Source organism: Ruminococcus sp. Marseille-P6503 (assembly GCF_900604945.1).
Lineage (GTDB): Bacteria > Bacillota > Clostridia > Oscillospirales > Ruminococcaceae > FB2012.
On sequence record NZ_UWPB01000002.1, the window covers coordinates 481736 to 500407 of the forward strand.

Annotated in this window: 13 protein-coding genes; 8 read left to right on the forward strand and 5 right to left on the reverse strand. The window is 46.5% G+C overall.

Features of this window, described 5'->3' with window-relative positions; genetic code table 11:
* Positions 1–177 precede the first annotated feature (177 nt).
* The 4 genes from EIH25_RS08350 to EIH25_RS08365 all read right to left on the reverse strand — a co-directional run bounded on the left by EIH25_RS08350 (position 178) and on the right by EIH25_RS08365 (position 5086).
* On the reverse strand, positions 178–1926 hold the full coding sequence (locus EIH25_RS08350; protein WP_124100556.1) for an NADH-dependent [FeFe] hydrogenase, group A6: 1749 nt from the start codon (positions 1924–1926) through the stop codon (positions 178–180).
* Between the two features lie 21 nt (positions 1927–1947).
* Positions 1948–3840 (reverse strand): NADH-quinone oxidoreductase subunit NuoF, encoded by a 1893-nt coding sequence (gene nuoF, locus EIH25_RS08355; RefSeq protein ID WP_124100558.1) that lies wholly within the window; start codon positions 3838–3840, stop codon positions 1948–1950.
* Positions 3837–4355: an NADH-quinone oxidoreductase subunit NuoE gene (nuoE, locus tag EIH25_RS08360; protein WP_124100561.1), complete on the reverse strand. Its 519-nt coding sequence runs from the start codon at positions 4353–4355 to the stop codon at positions 3837–3839. The genes nuoF and nuoE overlap by 4 nt, the downstream gene beginning before the upstream one ends.
* Before the next feature lie 416 nt (positions 4356–4771).
* Positions 4772–5086 (reverse strand): thioredoxin family protein, encoded by a 315-nt coding sequence (locus EIH25_RS08365; protein WP_164489197.1) that lies wholly within the window; start codon positions 5084–5086, stop codon positions 4772–4774.
* 315 nt (positions 5087–5401) lie between these two features.
* Between EIH25_RS08365 and EIH25_RS08370 the strand changes: the two genes are divergently transcribed.
* The 6 genes from EIH25_RS08370 (at position 5402) to EIH25_RS08395 (ending at position 16608) form a co-directional block, all read left to right on the forward strand.
* The gene (locus EIH25_RS08370; protein ID WP_124100565.1) at positions 5402–6418 is read left to right on the forward strand and encodes a glycoside hydrolase family 5 protein; all 1017 of its coding nucleotides are present in this window, start codon (positions 5402–5404) and stop codon (positions 6416–6418) included.
* A gap of 156 nt (positions 6419–6574) precedes the next feature.
* A complete protein-coding gene (locus EIH25_RS08375) occupies positions 6575–10672 on the forward strand; it encodes a vWA domain-containing protein (protein WP_124100567.1) in 4098 nt (1365 codons plus the stop codon).
* A 58-nt stretch (positions 10673–10730) separates the two neighbouring features.
* The gene (locus EIH25_RS08380) at positions 10731–12602 is read left to right on the forward strand and encodes a hypothetical protein (protein WP_124100569.1); all 1872 of its coding nucleotides are present in this window, start codon (positions 10731–10733) and stop codon (positions 12600–12602) included.
* Between the two features lie 172 nt (positions 12603–12774).
* On the forward strand, positions 12775–13179 hold the full coding sequence (locus EIH25_RS08385; protein ID WP_124100571.1) for an NUDIX domain-containing protein: 405 nt from the start codon (positions 12775–12777) through the stop codon (positions 13177–13179).
* 424 nt (positions 13180–13603) lie between these two features.
* Positions 13604–14719 (forward strand): transglutaminase-like domain-containing protein, encoded by a 1116-nt coding sequence (locus EIH25_RS08390; protein WP_124100573.1) that lies wholly within the window; start codon positions 13604–13606, stop codon positions 14717–14719.
* A 452-nt stretch (positions 14720–15171) separates the two neighbouring features.
* Entirely contained in the window at positions 15172–16608 is a 1437-nt protein-coding gene (locus tag EIH25_RS08395; RefSeq protein WP_124100575.1) for a cellulase family glycosylhydrolase, read from the forward strand.
* A gap of 174 nt (positions 16609–16782) precedes the next feature.
* Here the strand turns inward: EIH25_RS08395 and EIH25_RS08400 are convergent, their stop codons facing one another.
* Positions 16783–17571 carry a ZIP family metal transporter gene (locus EIH25_RS08400; RefSeq protein WP_124100577.1) on the reverse strand — a complete coding sequence of 263 codons (789 nt, stop codon included), beginning with the start codon at positions 17569–17571 and terminating at the stop codon, positions 16783–16785.
* 421 nt (positions 17572–17992) lie between these two features.
* Between EIH25_RS08400 and EIH25_RS08405 the strand changes: the two genes are divergently transcribed.
* Together EIH25_RS08405 and EIH25_RS08410 are read left to right on the forward strand one after the other, a co-directional pair.
* A complete protein-coding gene (locus EIH25_RS08405; RefSeq protein ID WP_124100579.1) occupies positions 17993–18346 on the forward strand; it encodes a metalloregulator ArsR/SmtB family transcription factor in 354 nt (117 codons plus the stop codon).
* Positions 18347–18415: 69 nt separating this feature from the next.
* Positions 18416–18637, forward strand: coding sequence for a heavy metal-associated domain-containing protein (locus EIH25_RS08410; protein ID WP_124100581.1), 222 nt, complete (start codon positions 18416–18418; stop codon positions 18635–18637).
* The last annotated feature ends 35 nt before the right edge of the window (positions 18638–18672 follow it).

The window sequence follows — 18672 nt, forward strand, 5'->3', positions numbered from 1 at the left end:
AACACATGGAATCACTGTTGTCAATAGTTTTTTCTTATATATACAGTTTGAAAGGAACAAGGTTCGCCGTTTTGCCGTCACAGCAAGGATTTAAGACCTGAAATTGCTGCCTTGAGACAGAAAACAGGCTGCCGCACGTTTATATCCATGCGGCAGCCTGAGCTGACTTTGCTTATATTACTGATGTGTTCCCCTCTTGACGTATGTCGTATGGAGAAGCTTATGCGCTCTGGGCTTTCCAGGCGCGTCGAAATACTCGTCGTAAAGAAGCTTTACAACAGGGCTTTCGTGGGATTTTCTTAGCTTCATGGAGCTGTCGGCGTCATAAAGCGCTTTTGCTCTGGTAGCTTTGAGCTCCTTGTAGTTTCGTACCGAGTCGCTCTGAACAGGCTGACCTCCGCCGTTGATACAGCCTCCCGGGCACGCCATGATTTCTACCATATGGTAATTCTTTTCGCCCGACTGAACCATTTCAATTATCTTTCTTGCGTTTGCCAGACCCGAGGCAACCGCTACGTTTACTTCCATGCCGGCGATCTTATAGGTGGCCTCCTTGATATCCTTGGTGCCTCTTACTTCCTTGAACTCGACCTTCTTCGCGTTTCCGTCAAGCATAAATGCGGCAGTGCGGAGAGCGGCCTCCATAACTCCTCCCGTTGCGCCGAATATCGCGGCTCCTCCGGAAGCGATTTCAAACGGATTGTCAAATACCTCGTCGTCCATATCAACAAAATTTATGCCGGCGCCCTTTATCATTTTTGCAAGCTCTCTCGTTGTAAGAGCAACGTCAACGTCGTCAAAATCAAAGGTGCGCAGTTCTTCTCTTGTTACCTCGAATTTCTTCGCGGTACAGGGTATAATGCTTACAACGTACAGATCCTTGGGGTTGATTCCGTTCTTCTGGCAGTAATAGCTCTTCAGAACCGCTCCGAACATCTGCTGCGGAGATTTGCAGCTTGAAAGGTGCGGCAGGAACTCGGGATAATAATGCTCGCAGAACTTTATCCAGCCCGGACAGCAGGAGGTAAACATAGGAAGGGTTTTCTTCTTTGTTATACGCTCGATAAGCTCGTGGGCTTCCTCCATAATCGTAAGGTCTGCGGTAACGTCCATATTGAATACCTTGTCAACGCCGAGACGTCTGATTGCAGCTACCATTTTGCCCTCTACGTTTGTGCCTATAGGCATTCCGAAGCTTTCTCCGAGGGTCGCTCTGATTGACGGAGCGGTAAAGAATACCACCTTTTTATCAGGATTGGAAATAGCGTCCCAAACCTCGTCGATATTGCTTTTTTCATTGAGAGCTCCTACGGGGCAGGCAACTATGCACTGTCCGCAGCCTACGCAGGGAGAATCGTTAAGGCTCTTTTCAAAAGCGCAGCCTACGTGTACGTTAAAGCCTCTTTTGATAGGTCCGATACAGGAAACGCTCTGTACGTTCTTGCAGGCCGCAACGCATCTCATGCACTGGATACATTTGTTGTTATCCCTTACGATATAGGGTGAAGCGTCGTCAATTGGATAGATAACGTCGTCGCCCTTGAATCTGTCCTCGTCAACGCCATAGTCGAAGGCAAGCTTCTGAAGCTCGCAGTTGTTTCCTCTTACGCAGGAAAGGCATTTCTTATGATGGCTGGAGAGGATAAGCTCGATGGTGGTCTTTCTTGAAGCTCTTACCTTCGGCGTGTTGGTGAGAACCTCCATTCCCTCCTCCACCGGATATACGCAGGAAGCCACAAGACCTCTTCTTCCCACTATTTCAACAACGCATACGCGGCAGGCGCCTATGCAGTTTATATCTTTAAGATAGCAAAGGGACGGAATTTCAATATTAACTGCCTTGGCGGCCTGCAGAATAGTAGAGCCGGCAGGAACTTCAACAGGAATTCCGTTCACCTTCAGATGAACCATTTGTGTTTTTTCCATTTTAAAATGTAACCTCCTCAACTACTTCTTAAGCACCGCGCCGAACTTGCAGTTCTTTTCGCACAGTCCGCACTTTATGCACTTGGTTTTGTCTATCTTGTGAGGCTGCTTTACAGTACCCTCTATCGCGTCCACAGGACAGTTTCTCGCGCAAAGCGTACAGCCCTTGCAAAGCCCCGGATCAATTTCATAGTGAAGCAGACTCTTGCACACGCCGGCAGGACAATGCTTATCCTTGATGTGCGCAATATACTCGTCCCTGAAATAATTGATCGTTGAAAGCACAGGGTTTGGAGCTGACTGACCGAGAGCGCAGAGAGAGGAAGATTTCATGTGGTTTGCAAGCTCCTCTATCTTGTCCAGATCCTCCGGCTCGCCGTCACCTGAGGTAATCTTTTCAAGGAACTGAAGCAGTCTTCTGGTTCCGATACGGCAGGGAGTGCATTTTCCGCAGGACTCGTCTACGGTAAAGTTGAGGTAGAACTTGGAGATGTCCACCATACAGGTATCCTCGTCCATTATGATAAGTCCGCCCGAACCCATCATCGAGCCGAGCGCAGTCAGATGCTCGTAGTCGATCGGGGTGTCGATATGACAGGCCGGAATACAGCCTCCTGAAGGGCCGCCCGTCTGAGCCGCCTTGAATTTCTTTCCTCCCGGTATTCCGCCGCCGATCTCCTCTACAATCTCGCGGAGGGTAGTGCCCATAGGAATTTCAACCAGACCTACGTTGGTGATCTTTCCGCCGAGGGCGAAAACCTTTGTGCCCTTGGAGGTTTCGGTACCCATAGACGAATACCATTTCGCGCCCTTGCGTATTATCTGAGGAATATTTGAATAGGTTTCAACGTTGTTGAGAACGGTAGGCTTTCCGAAAAGACCCTTTACGGCAGGGAAAGGAGGACGGGGACGAGGCTCGCCTCTCTGTCCCTCTATGGAGGTCATAAGAGCGGTTTCTTCTCCGCACACGAAAGCTCCCGCGCCAAGACGAATTTCTATATCAAAGGAGAAATCCGTGCCGAGGATCTTTTCGCCCAGCAGACCGTATTCTCTTGCCTGCTCTATAGCGATGTCCAGTCTTTCAACGGCGATGGGGTATTCCGCGCGGACGTAAATATAGCCCTGCTTCGCGCCGATAGTATATCCTGCGATAGCCATAGCCTCAATAATGGCGTGCGGGTCGCCCTCAAGGATAGAACGGTCCATGAACGCGCCCGGATCGCCCTCGTCGGCATTGCAGCATACATATTTTATATCGCCCTCTGAAGCCTTGGCAAACGCCCATTTCCTTCCTGTCGGGAAGCCGGCGCCGCCTCTTCCTCTCAGACCCGAATCAAGAAGCTCCTGAATAACGTCGTCGGGAGTCATCTTGGTCAGAACCTTTGCAAGCGCCTGATAACCGTCGGTAGCTATGTATTCTCTGATGTCCTCCGGATTTATTACTCCGCAGTTGCGCAGCGCGATTCTCAGCTGCTTTTTGTAGAAGTTTGTTTCGGAAAGCGAGATTATCGAGCCGTCCGTATGAACGGTTTCCTTATAGAGCAGCTCCTTTACTATATTTCCCTTTTTAATGTGCTCGTCCACAATGCGTATAACTCCTTCAGGAGTAGCCTGCGAATAGAACGCGCCTTCGGGATAAACGATGAGAATAGGACCCAGCGCGCAAAGACCGAAGCAGCCTGTCTTAACTACAAGGACTTCCTTTTCCAGACCCTGCTTTTTAAGCTCGTCTTCAAGAGCCTCGATTACCTTTTTGCTTCCGGACGACGTACAGCCTGTACCTCCGCATACAAGGATCTGCTTGCGGTAGCCGGTCTTCTTAGCAAGCTTTTCGCCTTCCTCGGCAACAAGCTTTCTGACCTTGACAAGGTCGGAAAATTCTTTTTTTATTTTGTTTAATTCTTCAATTGTCATTTCTTTTTGGAACCTCCTTTTTTGGTCAGATAGGAATCAATGATAGAATCTACCTGGTCGGGGGTAACTTTGCCGTAAACGTCGTCGTTTACCATCATTACCGGAGCCAGTCCGCAGGCGCCTACGCAGCGGCAGGACTCAATGGAAAATAATCCGTCGGGAGTACATTCGCCCGCTTTGATCCCGAGTCTTTTTTCAACCGCCTCAAGGATCTTATCAGAGCCCTTTACATAGCAGGCGGTACCCAGACAAACGCTGATCCTGTTCTCACCCTTGGGAGTGAGGGAAAACTGGGAATAAAAAGTGGCTACTCCGTATACCTCTGAAAGGGAAATGCCAAGTCCGTCGGCGATCATAGTCTGAACCTCGATCGGCAGGTAACCGTAGATGCCCTGAGCCTCCTGGAGAATAGGCATCAGCCCGCCCGGCTGGTCGTGATGCTTGGCGATGATCTCTTTTAGCTGTCTTTCCTGAACGATGGTTCCCTTAAATGTATTCAGGGATTTTTCATTCATAACATAACCTCCTACAATAATTAATACGGCAAAAAGCCGCAGAATACACTTTCCAAAACCGGCAGCCATATTCTTTTCAAACGATTAAGTAATATATGGAGCCGACTATTTTTAAAAAAAACATATACCATATATACATAAGTCATGTAAATAATTATACATTATTATTCTCTGAATTTCAAGGGCTTTTTGAATATTTTTGTGCAGTTTTTACGAATTTCCGTCATTATGTCACTTTTCACAAAAATCCCTGTTTATTTTCGTCGAAAACGATTAACTTACAAGCTGAGCCGAATGTTTTTGGCTTTCAAGCTTTGTGAGCAGTAAAAAACTCCCTATGCGCATATTTAGTGCAAAGAGAGTTTCAAAAATATGTTGATTTTAACTGTCGGCTGATTTGATAAACCGCGCTTTATTTACAGCTCCGATAAAAATTCCTCAAGCTCCGCTTTATCCATAGCCCCGACAGATTTTTTTACACATTCGCCGTTTTTGAAAACCAACAGGGTCGGAACATATTCAACCTTATAGGCAGCGGCGGTTTCGGGAGAATCAGAGGCGTTTATTGAAACGAAATCAAGCTCTCCGTGCTTATCCGAAGCTTCTTTAAAAACCGGTTCCATCAGTTTGCAGGAGGGACACCAGTCGGTGCTCACGTCGGCGACTACCGTTCTGGGATTGCTGAGTACCCGTTTGCCGAAATCCGAATCGGTTACCTTTAATACTGCCATATTTATCATCCTTTCACTGAATATTTTAGTATACTTATTTGGTGTATTTTTATTATAGCATGGTTTTTCTTTTTTGTCAATAGTATTTTGTTTGATCTATAGACGACAGCGCGGGCTGAAACCGTATCAAAGGAATCATTATTAAAATTTATAAATGATGTCTTGACTTTGAGCATAAAAACTGTATACTGAATATATAGATTTCGGGTCTGCCAAAACCATTACAGCTATGCAAAATGCTTAAATGTCTTATGAGGATTCTGCGCACGGAGCTGTGTCGGGTTTCAGGCGGCTTTAAACGGAAAGGATACGGTTATGAAAAAATTACTTGCAATGCTGCTGCCTCTGGCAATAGTTATTTCTATGACAGGCTGTTCCGGCAGTGATTCGTCGTCTTCTGAAACTCAGACGCCGGTATCGTCGTCGGCGGGACAGTACGGCTTTAAGGTTGACGGAACCAAGCTGCTTGACGCCAACGGAAACGAGTTTGTAATGCGCGGAATAAACCATGCGCATACATGGTTCAAGGATCAGAATATTATCGCGATCCCGGCAATAGCCGGAACCGGCTCCAATGTGGTAAGACTGGTTTTATCCGACGGTCAGCAGTGGGAAAAGGACAGCCTGGATTCAATAAAGACGCTTATCGACCAGTGCAGGGAGCGGGAAATGATCGCCGTTGTAGAGGTTCACGACGGCACCGGCATGGACGACGCGGATTATCTTGAAAAAGCGGCGGATTACTGGATCGAAATGAAGGACGCGCTTATCGGAAACGAGGATTACGTTATTCTCAATATCGCCAACGAATGGGTCGGTCAATGGGACGGCAGGCTTTGGCGGGACGGATATGTAAGCGTTATACCGAAAATACGCGAGGCGGGGATCAGGAACACCATAATGGTGGACGCGGCCGGCTGGGGTCAGTACGGCAAAAGCATTGCCGATTACGGAAAAGAAGTTTTTGAGTCCGACCCTGACAGGAACACCATGTTTTCCATTCATATGTACGGCAGCGCGGGCGGAAGCGAGTCGTCAATAAAGAAAAATCTTGAGGGCGTAACGGATCAGGGGCTTTGCGTCTGCGTGGGAGAATTCGGCTACACTCATTCGGACGGAGATGTAGACGAAGCGTTTTTGATGGAATACTGCGTTGAAAACGATATAGGCTATATAGGCTGGTCGTGGAAGGGCAACGGCGGAGGAGTAGAATACCTCGATATCGCTTCGGAGTGGGACGGCTCCGTGCTCTCGTCTGACTGGGGAGAGGCGCTGATCAACGGAGAGAACGGTATAAAGGCAACTGCGAAAAAATGCAGCGTGTTTGAATAGCCTGAATACAGAGGATAGTAAACGCCGGAGCGCGGCACGATATCGCTCCGGCGCTTTTGTTCACAGCCTGTGATTTCTGATGAAAATACGATTGCACATTTATTGGATTTATGCTATAATTAGCTTGAAAAATATGAAGGAAAGAGGTAATATGCAATGAATATCTTTCTTCAGTTCGGAATAGGCTTTGCTCCGGCGGTGATAGTTGTATGGCTGCTGCTTGTAAAGCGGAAGGCTTTCAGAGCGGGACCGCTTGTGTGCGCGGCGCTGCTGACTGCCGTCTGCGGAGGACTTTCAGGGTACGGCGCGTTAAACGCCGGTACTGTGGAGGCTTATGAAAACAAGCTTGGCAAGGACGAAACCATTGCGCTTGCAAACGCCTTTGCTTACAACGGGGCTTACGACCAGGCGATGGAAACGATCGGTCAGTACAGTAAGGAGTATAGCTACGACGGCGAATGTTCGCTTCTGACGGCAAGGCTGTATGCGCTGTCGGGCGATCTGGAGCGCGCCTGCGGGATATATCAGCGTTTGTCCGGCATACAGGATTTTGCGGACAGAATAAAAAACGAGTTTCAGCTTGTAAAGGCAAAATTCGGATTTAACGCTTCGGACGCGGGTATGTCGGCATATCTTGAGGAGAACGGCAGAAATCCTGAGGATTACGGCTACAGCTCGGTAAGCTCTGCCGATTCAGGCTCTGTGCCCTCCCAGGAGGATATTGAAGCGGCAATATGTAAATCTATTGCCGAAGATTTTGAACAGGCGGAAAAGGACGGAGATATAAGCGAGTGCGCAGAATATGTGGCAGAGGCGGAAAAGCTTTACAGCGCTTACGGCTCAGGGAACGCTCCTGACAGTTCGGAGATTTCGCGGCTGAGCAAAAGGTTTGAAAAGCTGGAGGAACAGAAGGAGGAACTGTTTTCTCTGAAATCGGTAAGGCTTGCAAGGCTTAAAACCAACGCGTTGTCGGGCGATTTTGACAAAATAGCCGAAGCCCTTGACGGAGGCGCGACTTATGACGAGCTTATGATAGCCTCTGAGCTTTATATGAACGGAACTGTGGATGAAAAGGATTTTCCCGCTGGCTACCTGATCGCTGACAAGAAGGACGCTGAAAGCGTTAAGGAGCAGCTTGACAAAATATATGACAGGTATACGGAGGATATGTCAAAGCAGGAAAAGAAGGCTTTGCAGAAAAGGATAAATTCGGTTGAAGCCCAGACGGAGGAGCCTGTTCTTTCAAGGCTAAAGAACGAGCTTGAACAGAGGGCTGAGAATGAGGCGGGAACGGACCGGTCAAAGGTTTATCTTGAGATCGCCAAGATAAACGATTATTTCGGCAACGAAACCGCCTCTGACGAAAATATCAATCAGGCTATTTATAATAGCCAGGACTGCGGCGACGATAATTACGCCAAGCCGATGTCGCAGATAATAAGCGTAATAAACAACGACAGCGCCGAGGAATCGGAAAATATAAAAAATGTCACCCAGTATGTAGACGAGGTAATAGATAATTCCCAGACGATCAACGTAAGCGGAATACTTGATCCGGGAGGTACGGCTTCGGACGGTGATTCGCAGGAAGAAAACAGCGTTGGCGAAAGCTTTTCGCGGACTATGACCGATTATGTCAGCAAGATAAAGAGCGCGGTAAATATCGGGAAAATCAATACCAACAGCTTTGAAACGGTGACAGCCAGGGTACAGATCGCAAGCGCGTACAGCGATTCGGCGGAAGCGCTTAAGTCTAAGCTGAGCGTTGCGGACTGCGGTCTTGATATCGAGGATTTTGAAATTCGCAAAATTGAATATTCAGGCTCGAATATCCTGCTTCTCTGCGATGTTTCGGGAAGCATGGGCGGCAGTATGGACGACCTGAAAAATGCCGTCAAAACATTTATCGACGATAAAAACCCCAACGAAAGGCTTTCGCTTGCGACCTTTGACGACGCTGTACAAAGCAGCTATCCCTTCGGCACGTCCGACGAGGAGCTTAAGGAAGCCGCAGACGAAATGTACAGCATGGGCGGCACCAATATGTTCTCGGCGCTTAAGGATCGTCTTGACGGCTTTGAGGCTGACAGCGGCGCCAACAATATCGTTATTCTTATGACGGACGGCTGCGACAATAATCCACGGGATTACAGCGAAATAGTGTCGGAGCTGGGCTCGGTTTGTCTGCGGAAGGGAATAACGGTTTATACGCTCGGTCTCGGCAGCGAGGTGGATACGGAATATCTCAATAATATTGCAAACGCGTGCAGCGGAGATTTCGTGTACGTTTCAGACAGCTCGAGCCTTAACTCCTTCTACGATATGCTTCACGGTCAGCTTGCAAATCAGTATGAAATAACCTATACCGCTGTGGATACGCTTACGATGTCTGACAGAACCCTGGAGGTAAGCCTGGCGGATGAAAATGTAAGGGACGCCAAGCTTTACAGTCTGGTGTCTGACAGCGGCGACGACGAAACTGACGGCGATGGTGATCCTGTTTCGGTATGCAGCGGAATCTCGGTTAGCGGACTTAACGTTAAATACATATATAAAGGCTTAGGAGAGGTTGACGCAAGGCTTGTCGGCACAGGCTTCAAGGAAGAATACTCCGCTAAGCTTAAGCTGAACGGAAATCTTGATTACGATATTCCTCTTACCTTTAAGGATCAGAACACCTACGAGCTTACGATCCCCGCAAGCATAGCAGTCGGAACCTACGATGTTGAAATTACCGTAAACGGTAAAAAGGCGGTTATTTCGCAGGGCTTTTCCGTAATAGTTCAGGGAAGCGAAAAAAAGACAGAGTTCGGTCCGTATGTGTTTACGTCGGTACAGAAAACGGATAACGGCGACGGTTCGGTAACCCTTTCCGGCGCGGTAAAAATGAACGGCTGGCTTAACTTCAAGGGAGATGTGAGAATTTCGGGAAATACGGAGCAGGACGGCTCAGTCTACGTTACCGATTATAAAGGCTCCTACATTTCGTTTGACAAGGCGGTCGCCCAAGGTCTGGGCAAATCGTTCGCGGAGCTCGGAATAGGCTTTGAGCTGCCTGCGCTGGGCGAATTCAAGCTTTACAACGACCAGAGCGGCAGGTACGATTATTCGGATTACACGGTTGACGATATACGGATAGGCATACTGAAGATTTATCAGCTTGTAAGCGTGACAAGTCCTGCCGTAAGGCTTTATCCCAATCAGATCGTGCTTGCCTATTCAAACGGAAAGACCGTGCTTCCCTATCAGGACAATATATTCAAGGATAAGGACGGCGACCTTTTCAAATTTAATTTTGAAGGCAAGGGAGTAATAAGCGACAGAAATATCGGCATTATTCTGAAAACAGGTTTTGATGACGGTAATGAGAATTACAGTCAGTACAATATGTTCGGCGCTCCTGTTTACCTTGACATGAATAAGTTCAAGGTGGATATAGATACTATCGAGAACAACTATGCTATCGGCGCAATGGTCAAGATCGCGTTTCTTGATACGGGAGTAGGAGCGGACCTTGAATGGAAGGACTGGACGCTTGACTCCTTCGTTCTTCACCTTGATAAATCCTTCAAGGGACAATGGGGACCTGTGCCCGTTACCTACAGCGATTTCTCTCTTGGCGCCAAGGATATAAAGGAAGCGGTGGAAAGCAACAGCTTTGCCAAGATCAAGCTTGCGGGCTCCCTTTCAATAGCCTGCGGAAAGGTTTCGGATTATTTCCCCGAGCTTGAATCCTTTGTGGGCGATGTCAGTCTGCTTGAGCTTCCCGATACTTCCTTTGAGGCGGGAGTATCTCCGTTTTCGTTCAATGCCAAGGCGAAGCTTACCTTCCTGAAAGAAATAGAGCTTATGAACGCGGAGATAAATCTCGGAACCTTTAACTATACCAATACAATGCTTGGACTTGATTCAGCCGAGGTTTCCGGGCTGAATGCCAAGCTTTCAGCCGGACTGAAATGGAATGTGGACAACGCGTCTTTGGAAATAACGGGAACCGGCGAATTGGACGCTCATTCAAGATTTATAGGCGTTATGTTTACGGGAACAGGAAAGTTCGATATAAAGTGGTGGCTTTTCAGCGCGGAATATAAAAATGAAGGCTCGGTAGTGTTTGGCTGCTATTTCAAAAACAACGGCGATCCTGAGCTGGTGCTTGGAATCAAGAGCCAGGATAGCGGCGGAAAGACTTCCGGAAAGGTTTACTACATAGATAAGAACGGAAAATGCGGAAGCACCAAGGGATCGCTCGGGTAATACCGCTCTGAGCATATAAAAGGAGAATTATTCCTATAAAGGAGTATGGTCGTATATTATGAAATCGAAGCTTAAATTTATTTTTGCCGTAATTATGCTATGCTTGCTGATGCCTGCCGCGGCGCTTACCGCGTCCGCGGAAAGTAAAACGGCGGCGCTGACAGAGCTTGAAAAAAGCGGCGATCTTACGGTAATGTTTACTTATGACAGGGAAAAGCCTGATATAACCTTTATTTCTCCCTCAGGCAAAAGGTATACGGAGGATTCCGGCGCCGATAAGATTGAATCGGCACATGGAGATACCTGGAGCACATATAAGCTCATAGACGCGGAAAAGGGAGAATGGCAGGTAGAATACGATAAGAAATCCAATACAAAGCTTGAGTTCTCGATAGTTGAGGGAGAGGAAGGCCTGTGGATCCAGAGCTTTACGGTAGATGAAATCAGAGGGAATACAGCGTCGGTTTCATTTTCCGCGAAAAAGGGCAGCGAGGATATTTCATACAGATATGAGATATATGCCGCTGCCGATACTGAGGGCAGCGGACGCAAGGAGCTTGCAAGCGGAAGCGGGAAAGCGGGAGAGAACGTAAAGCTGGATATAGACCTTTCATCTCTCACAAGCTTCGACAGCTATAAGCTTATACTCAGCGTCACCTACGACAACGGCTCGGCGGAATTTTTTGATTCGGCGGAAAGCGATACTTTCAGCTTCAGCAATACTGGAACACCCGAGAAAATTTCCGATTACAAGCTTTATGTGGATAAAACAAACGGCAGCTGCTATCTCGATTGGGAGGAATTTTCCGATTGGAGCTTTGACAGCTATTTTATCTCCGCCTTTGCGGACGATAATAAGTCAGAGCCGGTTTTCAGCGCGGAGATAACAGGGGGACAGACCGATTATGAGTTCAGCTTTCCGTTTGAAACTAAAACGCTGGAGGTCAATCTCTATTACAGGGATAACGGCATACTTTCTGAGCCTAAAACAAAAACGGTCGATCTTGAAAAGGGCGAAAAGCTTGTGCTTTCGACCGATGAGATCACGTCGTCGGCGCAGGCGGTCCTTGAATACAATGTTTCCTCGGAAAGGGTTCTGAAAATATCTCTCAATGAAAACCAGTCGGGGGAATACAGGATTACCGGAAGCGACTCGATGGGAGTTACTCTTGCGGAAGGGACAAACTCGCTTTACGCCGAGTTTGAAAGCGATGATAACATTTTTTACCGCGTATCAAAGGAGATCCTTTACGACGCATATCCCCCTGAGATCATTCTGTATGAGGACCTTGACGGAAAAACCTTTGACGCGGCAAGCGTTGTGATTTCCGGCAAGGTAAAAAGCGGAACAAGGCTTACCGTAAACGGTGAAGAAACCGCGCTTGACGATGAGGGAGGCTTCAGCTTTTCCGTAGACCTTGACAGCGCCGAGGCAAAGGTTACTCTAGAGGCAAGCGACGCCGCGGGAAACGTTTCTGTTCAGAGTATTACTCTTAAAAGAGCGGTAAGCGCGGTTCTGGCGGCGACGGGAAAAATTGCGGATTACATTCCTCTTTTTACAGCGCTGAGCGAAAGCGTAATATTCATTATTATGGCGCTGATCTTCATTAAACGAAAGAACGCGCCTCGCAGAAGCTATTCCATAGGCGGACTGCTTATTCTGCTCGACGCGGTTGTCGCGGCAAGCGGCGTTCTTATGGTTTATTCCTATTATGTAACACATAGGGCGGTAAACTCGCTTGACTTTGTTTCCGAGGCCGAAAGCTCCGTTTCCGCCGCGGCGAGGCTGCTAAGAAACGAAAGGATATCGGGCATATACGCTGTAGTTCTGGCGGTTATGCTTGCAGTATTTGCAGCTGTAACGGTAGTTCATTTCAGAAAAGGCAAAAAGAATACAAAGACTGTGAAAGGAGCTTCAAAGAAAAAATAAAACGTTCAGACATGGCTCTGCACAGCGTTTTGTGCATTATGCATAAAAATCAAAGGGTTTTCTTTCAAACTATAGACAAATGAAATTGAATGTGCTATAATTATATTAATGGATGGCAGAATATTAATTCGTGTGGATTTATTCTGCGGAAACTATAGAAAGGAACCTGACAATGCTGCATGAAAAATCCTGTGGCGCTATTGTTTACCGAAAGTATCACGGCAACACGGAAATACTGCTTATAAAGCACGTCAACAGCGGGCATTGGTCTTTCCCGAAAGGACACGTCGAAGGAAATGAAACCGAAACTGAAACTGCCAGGCGGGAGATAATGGAGGAAACCGGAATCGATGTGAATCTGGATCCTACTTTCCGTGAGATAGTATCATATTCTCCGCGCAAGGACACTCAGAAGATCGTAGTTTATTTTATCGCAAAGGCTAAAAATACGGACTTTGTACCTCAGGAGGAGGAAATAGCTGAGATCAAATGGGTGGAGATCGGCAGAGCAGGACAGGTGCTTGCTTATGAGAATGACCGTAGTATTGTAAACAAGGCTAAAAAATTCATAATCTGAAAAGGACCGCAAAATGGAGAGGCTACGGGAAGTAACTTCTCCATTTTGCTTTGTAATCAGCCGGATTAATTGGAATTGCAGGAAAATCAATATTTTTTGAGGATTACATAATGGAAAAGAATTTACAATGAAAAAAGGTTTTGTATACGAACTTGCTGACAAAAGGAAGATTTAACTCTTATTTTGCGTAAATTTATAAATATGGTTTTTCGGCTTGTGAAAAATAGCGTGAATGAAACACTCAGAGTAAAAAACTAAACGTTTTTAGTACAGCGTATGAATAATATCCGCGATAGAGCGACCGAAACAGTAAAAAATCTTATTGAATGCAGTGAATAAATATGGTATAATTAACTCATCGGAATTCAGGAACGGATAGTATGAGAGCATATCCGAATCAAAGAATAAGAGGGGGAATAATTAAATGAATAAACGACTAGTCGGCAAATGGTATAAAGAAGAAATGGGTGAAACTGTTAATATTTTTGATGAAACGCCCCTGCGAATGAAAATGTCTTTTATATCAACCGGGTATTATAATTTTGAGCCTAACTGCGTTTATGAAAAGGACGGTTATCTTTGCTATGAAATCAACGATGAATATTATCGTATGATTTATCATGTTAAATATGTTGACGGCAATCTTGAAGGCTTTTATACTCAATATGGTAAAGAGACGCCGGTTAAATATGTTAAATTAAGCGATACACCGGAGGACGCGCCGTATAAATATGCGCCGACTCAGGTTATTGTACCCAACAGTGAAAAAACGCGTCTTGAAATATTAAAAGAGTATGCTGATTATGATAAAGATAACAAATATGGCAGTTCAGCAGAATTTGTCTTAGGCGGCGAAGTCCCGAAAATTTTAGAAAAATACAACTATCAGGATTACATAAAAGGGCTTGACAATTCAAGTGATGAAATGGTTTTTAAACTTCTTGATTTCGTTTGCGACCATTTCGGGCACAACGGAACGGGCGGATCCGGCAAAGGTAGCGCTATTACAGAGCTGATTGAATTTTGTGAACGCAATGATAATAAAACCAACTGCCGAGGTCTTGCAATTCTTTTGGCTTCGCTGTTACGCCTGAACGGTGTTAAGGCACAGCATATTACATGTATGCCTTATGAAGAACCCTTTGACGATTGCCATGTTGTTGTGGATTGTTTGTTGCCGTCAGGCAGGCGCATTATGCTTGACCCGACGTGGCGTTTATATCTCAAAGACATGGACGGCGAGTATGTGTCTTTGCCCCGTCTGCGTGAGCTTTTGTTAGCGGATGAGCCTGTTTTTGAAAATCCTGCTGCCGATTATAACGGGCAGGGATTTGATAAAAAGTATTACAGAAACTATATGACAAAGAATTGTTTTCGCTTTGCCCGACCGACGCTCGCCAAAGACGGAGTCGACGGACGAACGGAAACCTCACGATATATAGAGCTTGTACCTAAAGGCTATCCTGTTGAAAAGTTTTCCGAAAGCCGCAAGGAAGATTTTGTTTACAATGATATTGAGTTCTGGAAATTCGATTTATAGTTTATGATTACAATGCTTAAAAACATAAAACCAGACATCGTTTAAGTCAAAAAACTTGTTGATTTCTGCTGATGAAGGGTTACTGAAAACGATATTGATAATTTCTTTCAAAGCCGTTACATAGAACGTCATTTTGAAGCGAGGGCATCGCTCCCGCCGATTTCTGATGCCTGTGTAACTTCTTTTTGTTTTGCAATGAATTTATAAGTCAAGGACGAATTATCTGCCTGCGGACATATTGAGCGGAAATAGCTTTGGACAAAAAGCGACATATTTCTATTACTGGTTTTGTGAAAATATACAATAAAAGTAACGAAAGGTTGTTTATTCATACGAATATTAAAATCTTAAACGTTTAACACATTGACTTTACCGTTTTTTGAATATAAAATAAAGGTGTTAACAATATTCGTAAATACCGGTATTATAACATTAAACAGGAAGGAGCTTTTATGGTAAGCGAAAAAACAAGAGCCGGCAGAGCGGCAAGATTACTGACCGCGGTCATTCTTACAGCGGCAATAATTTTCGGATGGGCGTACAGCCCGTCGGCGGAAGCGACGGCTTCAGGATTTTATGTAAGCGGAACTACGATAAGAGACGCCAACGGAAACGCGTTTGTTATGAGAGGAGTAAACGTTCCTCACGCCTGGTTTACTTCTCAGACCTCGGTTTCCCTATCGGCAATTGCCAACAAAGGAGCAAATACCGTCAGGGTAGTAATATCCGACGGAGAGGAGTATACCAAGACTACGGCGTCAGAGCTTCAGAACATCATAAATATGTGCAAATCAAATCAGCTTGTATGCGTGCTGGAGATACACGACGCGACGGGAAGCGACGAAGTATCCGACCTGAACAAGGCGGTCAGCTACTGGCTTGAAATGAAGCAGATACTTAACAGCAACAAGGAATACGTTATTGTAAATATCGCAAACGAATGGTACGGCTCATGGAACGGCTCGGCATGGGCAAACGGCTATAAGAGCGCGATAACCAGTCTGAGAAACGGCGGAATAGAAAATATGCTCATGGTAGACTGCGCCGGCTGGGGACAGTATGCCGATTCGATCAAGAATTACGGCAATGAGGTGTTCAATGCCGACGAGGATTCAAATACGGTATTTTCCATACATATGTATGAATACGCCGGAGGAAGCTCGTCATCGGTAAAGGCTAATATCAATAATGCCCTGGGAATAGGCGTTCCGGTAGTGATAGGAGAATTCGGACACAAGCACACCGGCGGCGATGTTGACGAAGCTACCGTAATGAGCTACTGTACGCAGAAAAACGTAGGCTATCTCGGCTGGTCATGGAAAGGCAACAGTTCGGACGTTTCATATCTGGACATATCGAACGACTGGGCGGGGCAAAGCCTGACTTCATGGGGAGAAACCTTGTTTAACGGCGCTAACGGTATTGCTCAGACGTCGGTAACCTGCACAGTTTATACGGGAGGCTCGACGGACGACAGCTCCGGAAGCGGGGACGATTCTTCCCAAACGGGACAGTATGATACCGAGGTGCTTTTCTCCGGAACGGCTTCCGCCTCAAACTGGGGACAGGCGGTTTCAGTAATGACCGCCAAGAACGGAGGAAGCTTTAACCCGGGAATAATTACTTCGGACGGATATTTCTATATAGAATATTCGGGAGACGCGGTAGAGCTGATCCTGCAAAGCTGGTCCGGCGGAAGCGAGTGGGCTAAGGTCACCGCCAGCGAGACCGGAACGGTAAACGGCCGCAGCTATGCCAAGTATTCGTACGCAAACTGCACGGCAGCGTTCGGTTCCAGCAATTTCAGCGGGCTGCTTGACAACGTTCACGCCGGAGCCACATCAGGCTCGGTTACGGTTTATTCTCTGGAATACCGCTGTCCGCTGTAAAACGTAAAGAACTGCCTGACGTCAGCTGCGTTCAAGCGGTGATTAGTTGTCAGACAACAGAATGATACGTATTTGCCGTTTTTGTTTTTCACGGCGGATATGATAAACGGACAATGTCTGCTTATTTCAGGCATTGTCCGTTTTGCTTTTTGTCCGCGCTAAGACTTATTAAAATCAGCCGAGAGCTACGTCAAGTATCATCATTATTATGAATCCGACCATTACGCCTATAGTTCCCAGATGTCCTGCTTCCAAGTGCGCCTCAGGAATAAGTTCTTCTACCACTACATAAAGCATCGCTCCGGCTGCAAAGGCAAGCAGCCACGGAAGCAGCGCCGTTATCTGCCCTGCAATAAGTACGGTGAGAACTCCGAATATCGGTTCGACGATGCCGGACATCGAGCCGCAGAGAAATGCCTTTAACCGCCCCGAGCCGCTTTGTCTTATAGGAAGGGCGATCGCGGCGCCCTCGGGAAGATTCTGGATACCTATGCCCAGAGCGAGAGCCATCGCCGACGCCAGAAGCTCCTGATTGTTTCCGTCAGCCGCAAGAGCAAAAGCAAGACCTACCGCCATACCCTCGGGGATATTGTGCAGCGTAATGGCGAAAATAAGAAGGGCGGTTCGTTTAAGTCCCTGCTTTACTCCGTCCGGGCGGTCCAGCCCCGGGTGAAAATAAGGAAGAAGCTTATCAAGCCCCATCAGAAACAGTATTCCGGCAGCAAAGCCGCCCGCCGCCGGCACCCAGCCGATAAGCCCCAGCTCCTCTGCTTTGTCGATTGACGGAATAAGCAGGGACCAGACCGACGCCGCTATCATAACTCCCGCCGCAAAGCCAAGAAAAACCCGTTGTATCCTGTCTGAGGATCTGATGTTTTTAAAGAAAAAAACCATAGCCGCTCCGAGCATAGTCATAGCAAACGTAAAGCCTGTTCCGCCCAGAGCCAGTAAAACTCCGTTCATACACCTTATTCCTTTCAGATGTGTCAAACCTGTGTTCACAGATCAGCCGAATAACCATTCGCTGAGAAAAGCTTTAAATGATCTGTAAATACAGGTTTCTGATATAGTGCGTCATTATGCAATGACATACTATATTGTATTCCTTTCAGCCTGTTCGGGTTCTGATATTGCGGCAATTTTAAAATTAACAGAAAATTCACACAGCTGTACGGCAAGGCTATTGACAAACGGTATATTATATAGTAATATATGAACAGATGAACATATGAAAATTCAAAAAGACAATGCCGTGGAGAACAGGCTTTTGCCTATATCAGAAAAACTGAGCAAGACATATCATAGGTTATAAAAAAACTGATAAAACAAATAATGAAAAGGAGGTGAGCGCACGGTAAAAGCGAAGTGCTTTGCGTGCGGAAAAATGAATGAACAGCAGAGGGAAGATTTCTTATGTCTGCATCAGGACGTTGTGGATAAGGTTACGGAGAAAATGCCGCCTGACGAAATTTTATACGATCTGGCGGAGCTTTTCAAGGTATTCGGAGATACTACGCGGATACGGATACTTTACGCTCTTTTTGAGTCGGAGCTGTGCGTAAACGATATGGCTCAGCTTCTGGGACTGAGCCAGACCGCCGTTTCTCATCAGCTGAGGGTGCTTAAAAACAACAAGCTGGTAAGATTCAGAAAGGAAGGAAAGATAGTCTTTTACTCTCTTTCGGACGACCATGTAAGAAGCATAATCGAAACGGGAATGGAGCACGTTGAGGAATAGGATATATAAAAACGATTGCCGTATTTGCTGCTCGGCAGTCTGCAAGCCATACGGAAAGGGTGAATCTTTATGAAAAAGGTATTCAGACTTGAAAATCTTGACTGTGCCAACTGCGCGCAGAAGATGGAGAACGGAATCAAAAAGCTTGAGGGGGTTCAGGACTGCACCGTCAGCTTTATGTCGCAGAAAATGACTCTGACTGCTGACGACGGCAGCTTTGACGAGATCGTAAAGAAAGCGGTAAAGCTTTGCAGGAAGATCGAGCCGGACTGCGTGATCGTCCTGAAATAATCGCTCGCTAAAAAAGAAGAAAGGGGGAAACGCTC

Excerpts from the sequence above, each read along its gene's own strand:
- EIH25_RS08350 (WP_124100556.1), bottom strand. The coding sequence starts at position 1,926 with ATGGAAAAAACACAAATGGTTCATCTGAAGGTGAACGGAATTCCTGTT.
- nuoF (WP_124100558.1), bottom strand. The coding sequence starts at position 3,840 with ATGACAATTGAAGAATTAAACAAAATAAAAAAAGAATTTTCCGACCTT.
- nuoE (WP_124100561.1), bottom strand. The coding sequence starts at position 4,355 with ATGAATGAAAAATCCCTGAATACATTTAAGGGAACCATCGTTCAGGAA.
- EIH25_RS08365 (WP_164489197.1), bottom strand. The coding sequence starts at position 5,086 with ATGGCAGTATTAAAGGTAACCGATTCGGATTTCGGCAAACGGGTACTC.
- EIH25_RS08370 (WP_124100565.1), top strand. The coding sequence starts at position 5,402 with ATGAAAAAATTACTTGCAATGCTGCTGCCTCTGGCAATAGTTATTTCT.
- EIH25_RS08375 (WP_124100567.1), top strand. The coding sequence starts at position 6,575 with ATGAATATCTTTCTTCAGTTCGGAATAGGCTTTGCTCCGGCGGTGATA.
- EIH25_RS08380 (WP_124100569.1), top strand. The coding sequence starts at position 10,731 with ATGAAATCGAAGCTTAAATTTATTTTTGCCGTAATTATGCTATGCTTG.
- EIH25_RS08385 (WP_124100571.1), top strand. The coding sequence starts at position 12,775 with ATGCTGCATGAAAAATCCTGTGGCGCTATTGTTTACCGAAAGTATCAC.
- EIH25_RS08390 (WP_124100573.1), top strand. The coding sequence starts at position 13,604 with ATGAATAAACGACTAGTCGGCAAATGGTATAAAGAAGAAATGGGTGAA.
- EIH25_RS08395 (WP_124100575.1), top strand. The coding sequence starts at position 15,172 with ATGGTAAGCGAAAAAACAAGAGCCGGCAGAGCGGCAAGATTACTGACC.
- EIH25_RS08400 (WP_124100577.1), bottom strand. The coding sequence starts at position 17,571 with ATGAACGGAGTTTTACTGGCTCTGGGCGGAACAGGCTTTACGTTTGCT.
- EIH25_RS08405 (WP_124100579.1), top strand. The coding sequence starts at position 17,993 with ATGAATGAACAGCAGAGGGAAGATTTCTTATGTCTGCATCAGGACGTT.
- EIH25_RS08410 (WP_124100581.1), top strand. The coding sequence starts at position 18,416 with ATGAAAAAGGTATTCAGACTTGAAAATCTTGACTGTGCCAACTGCGCG.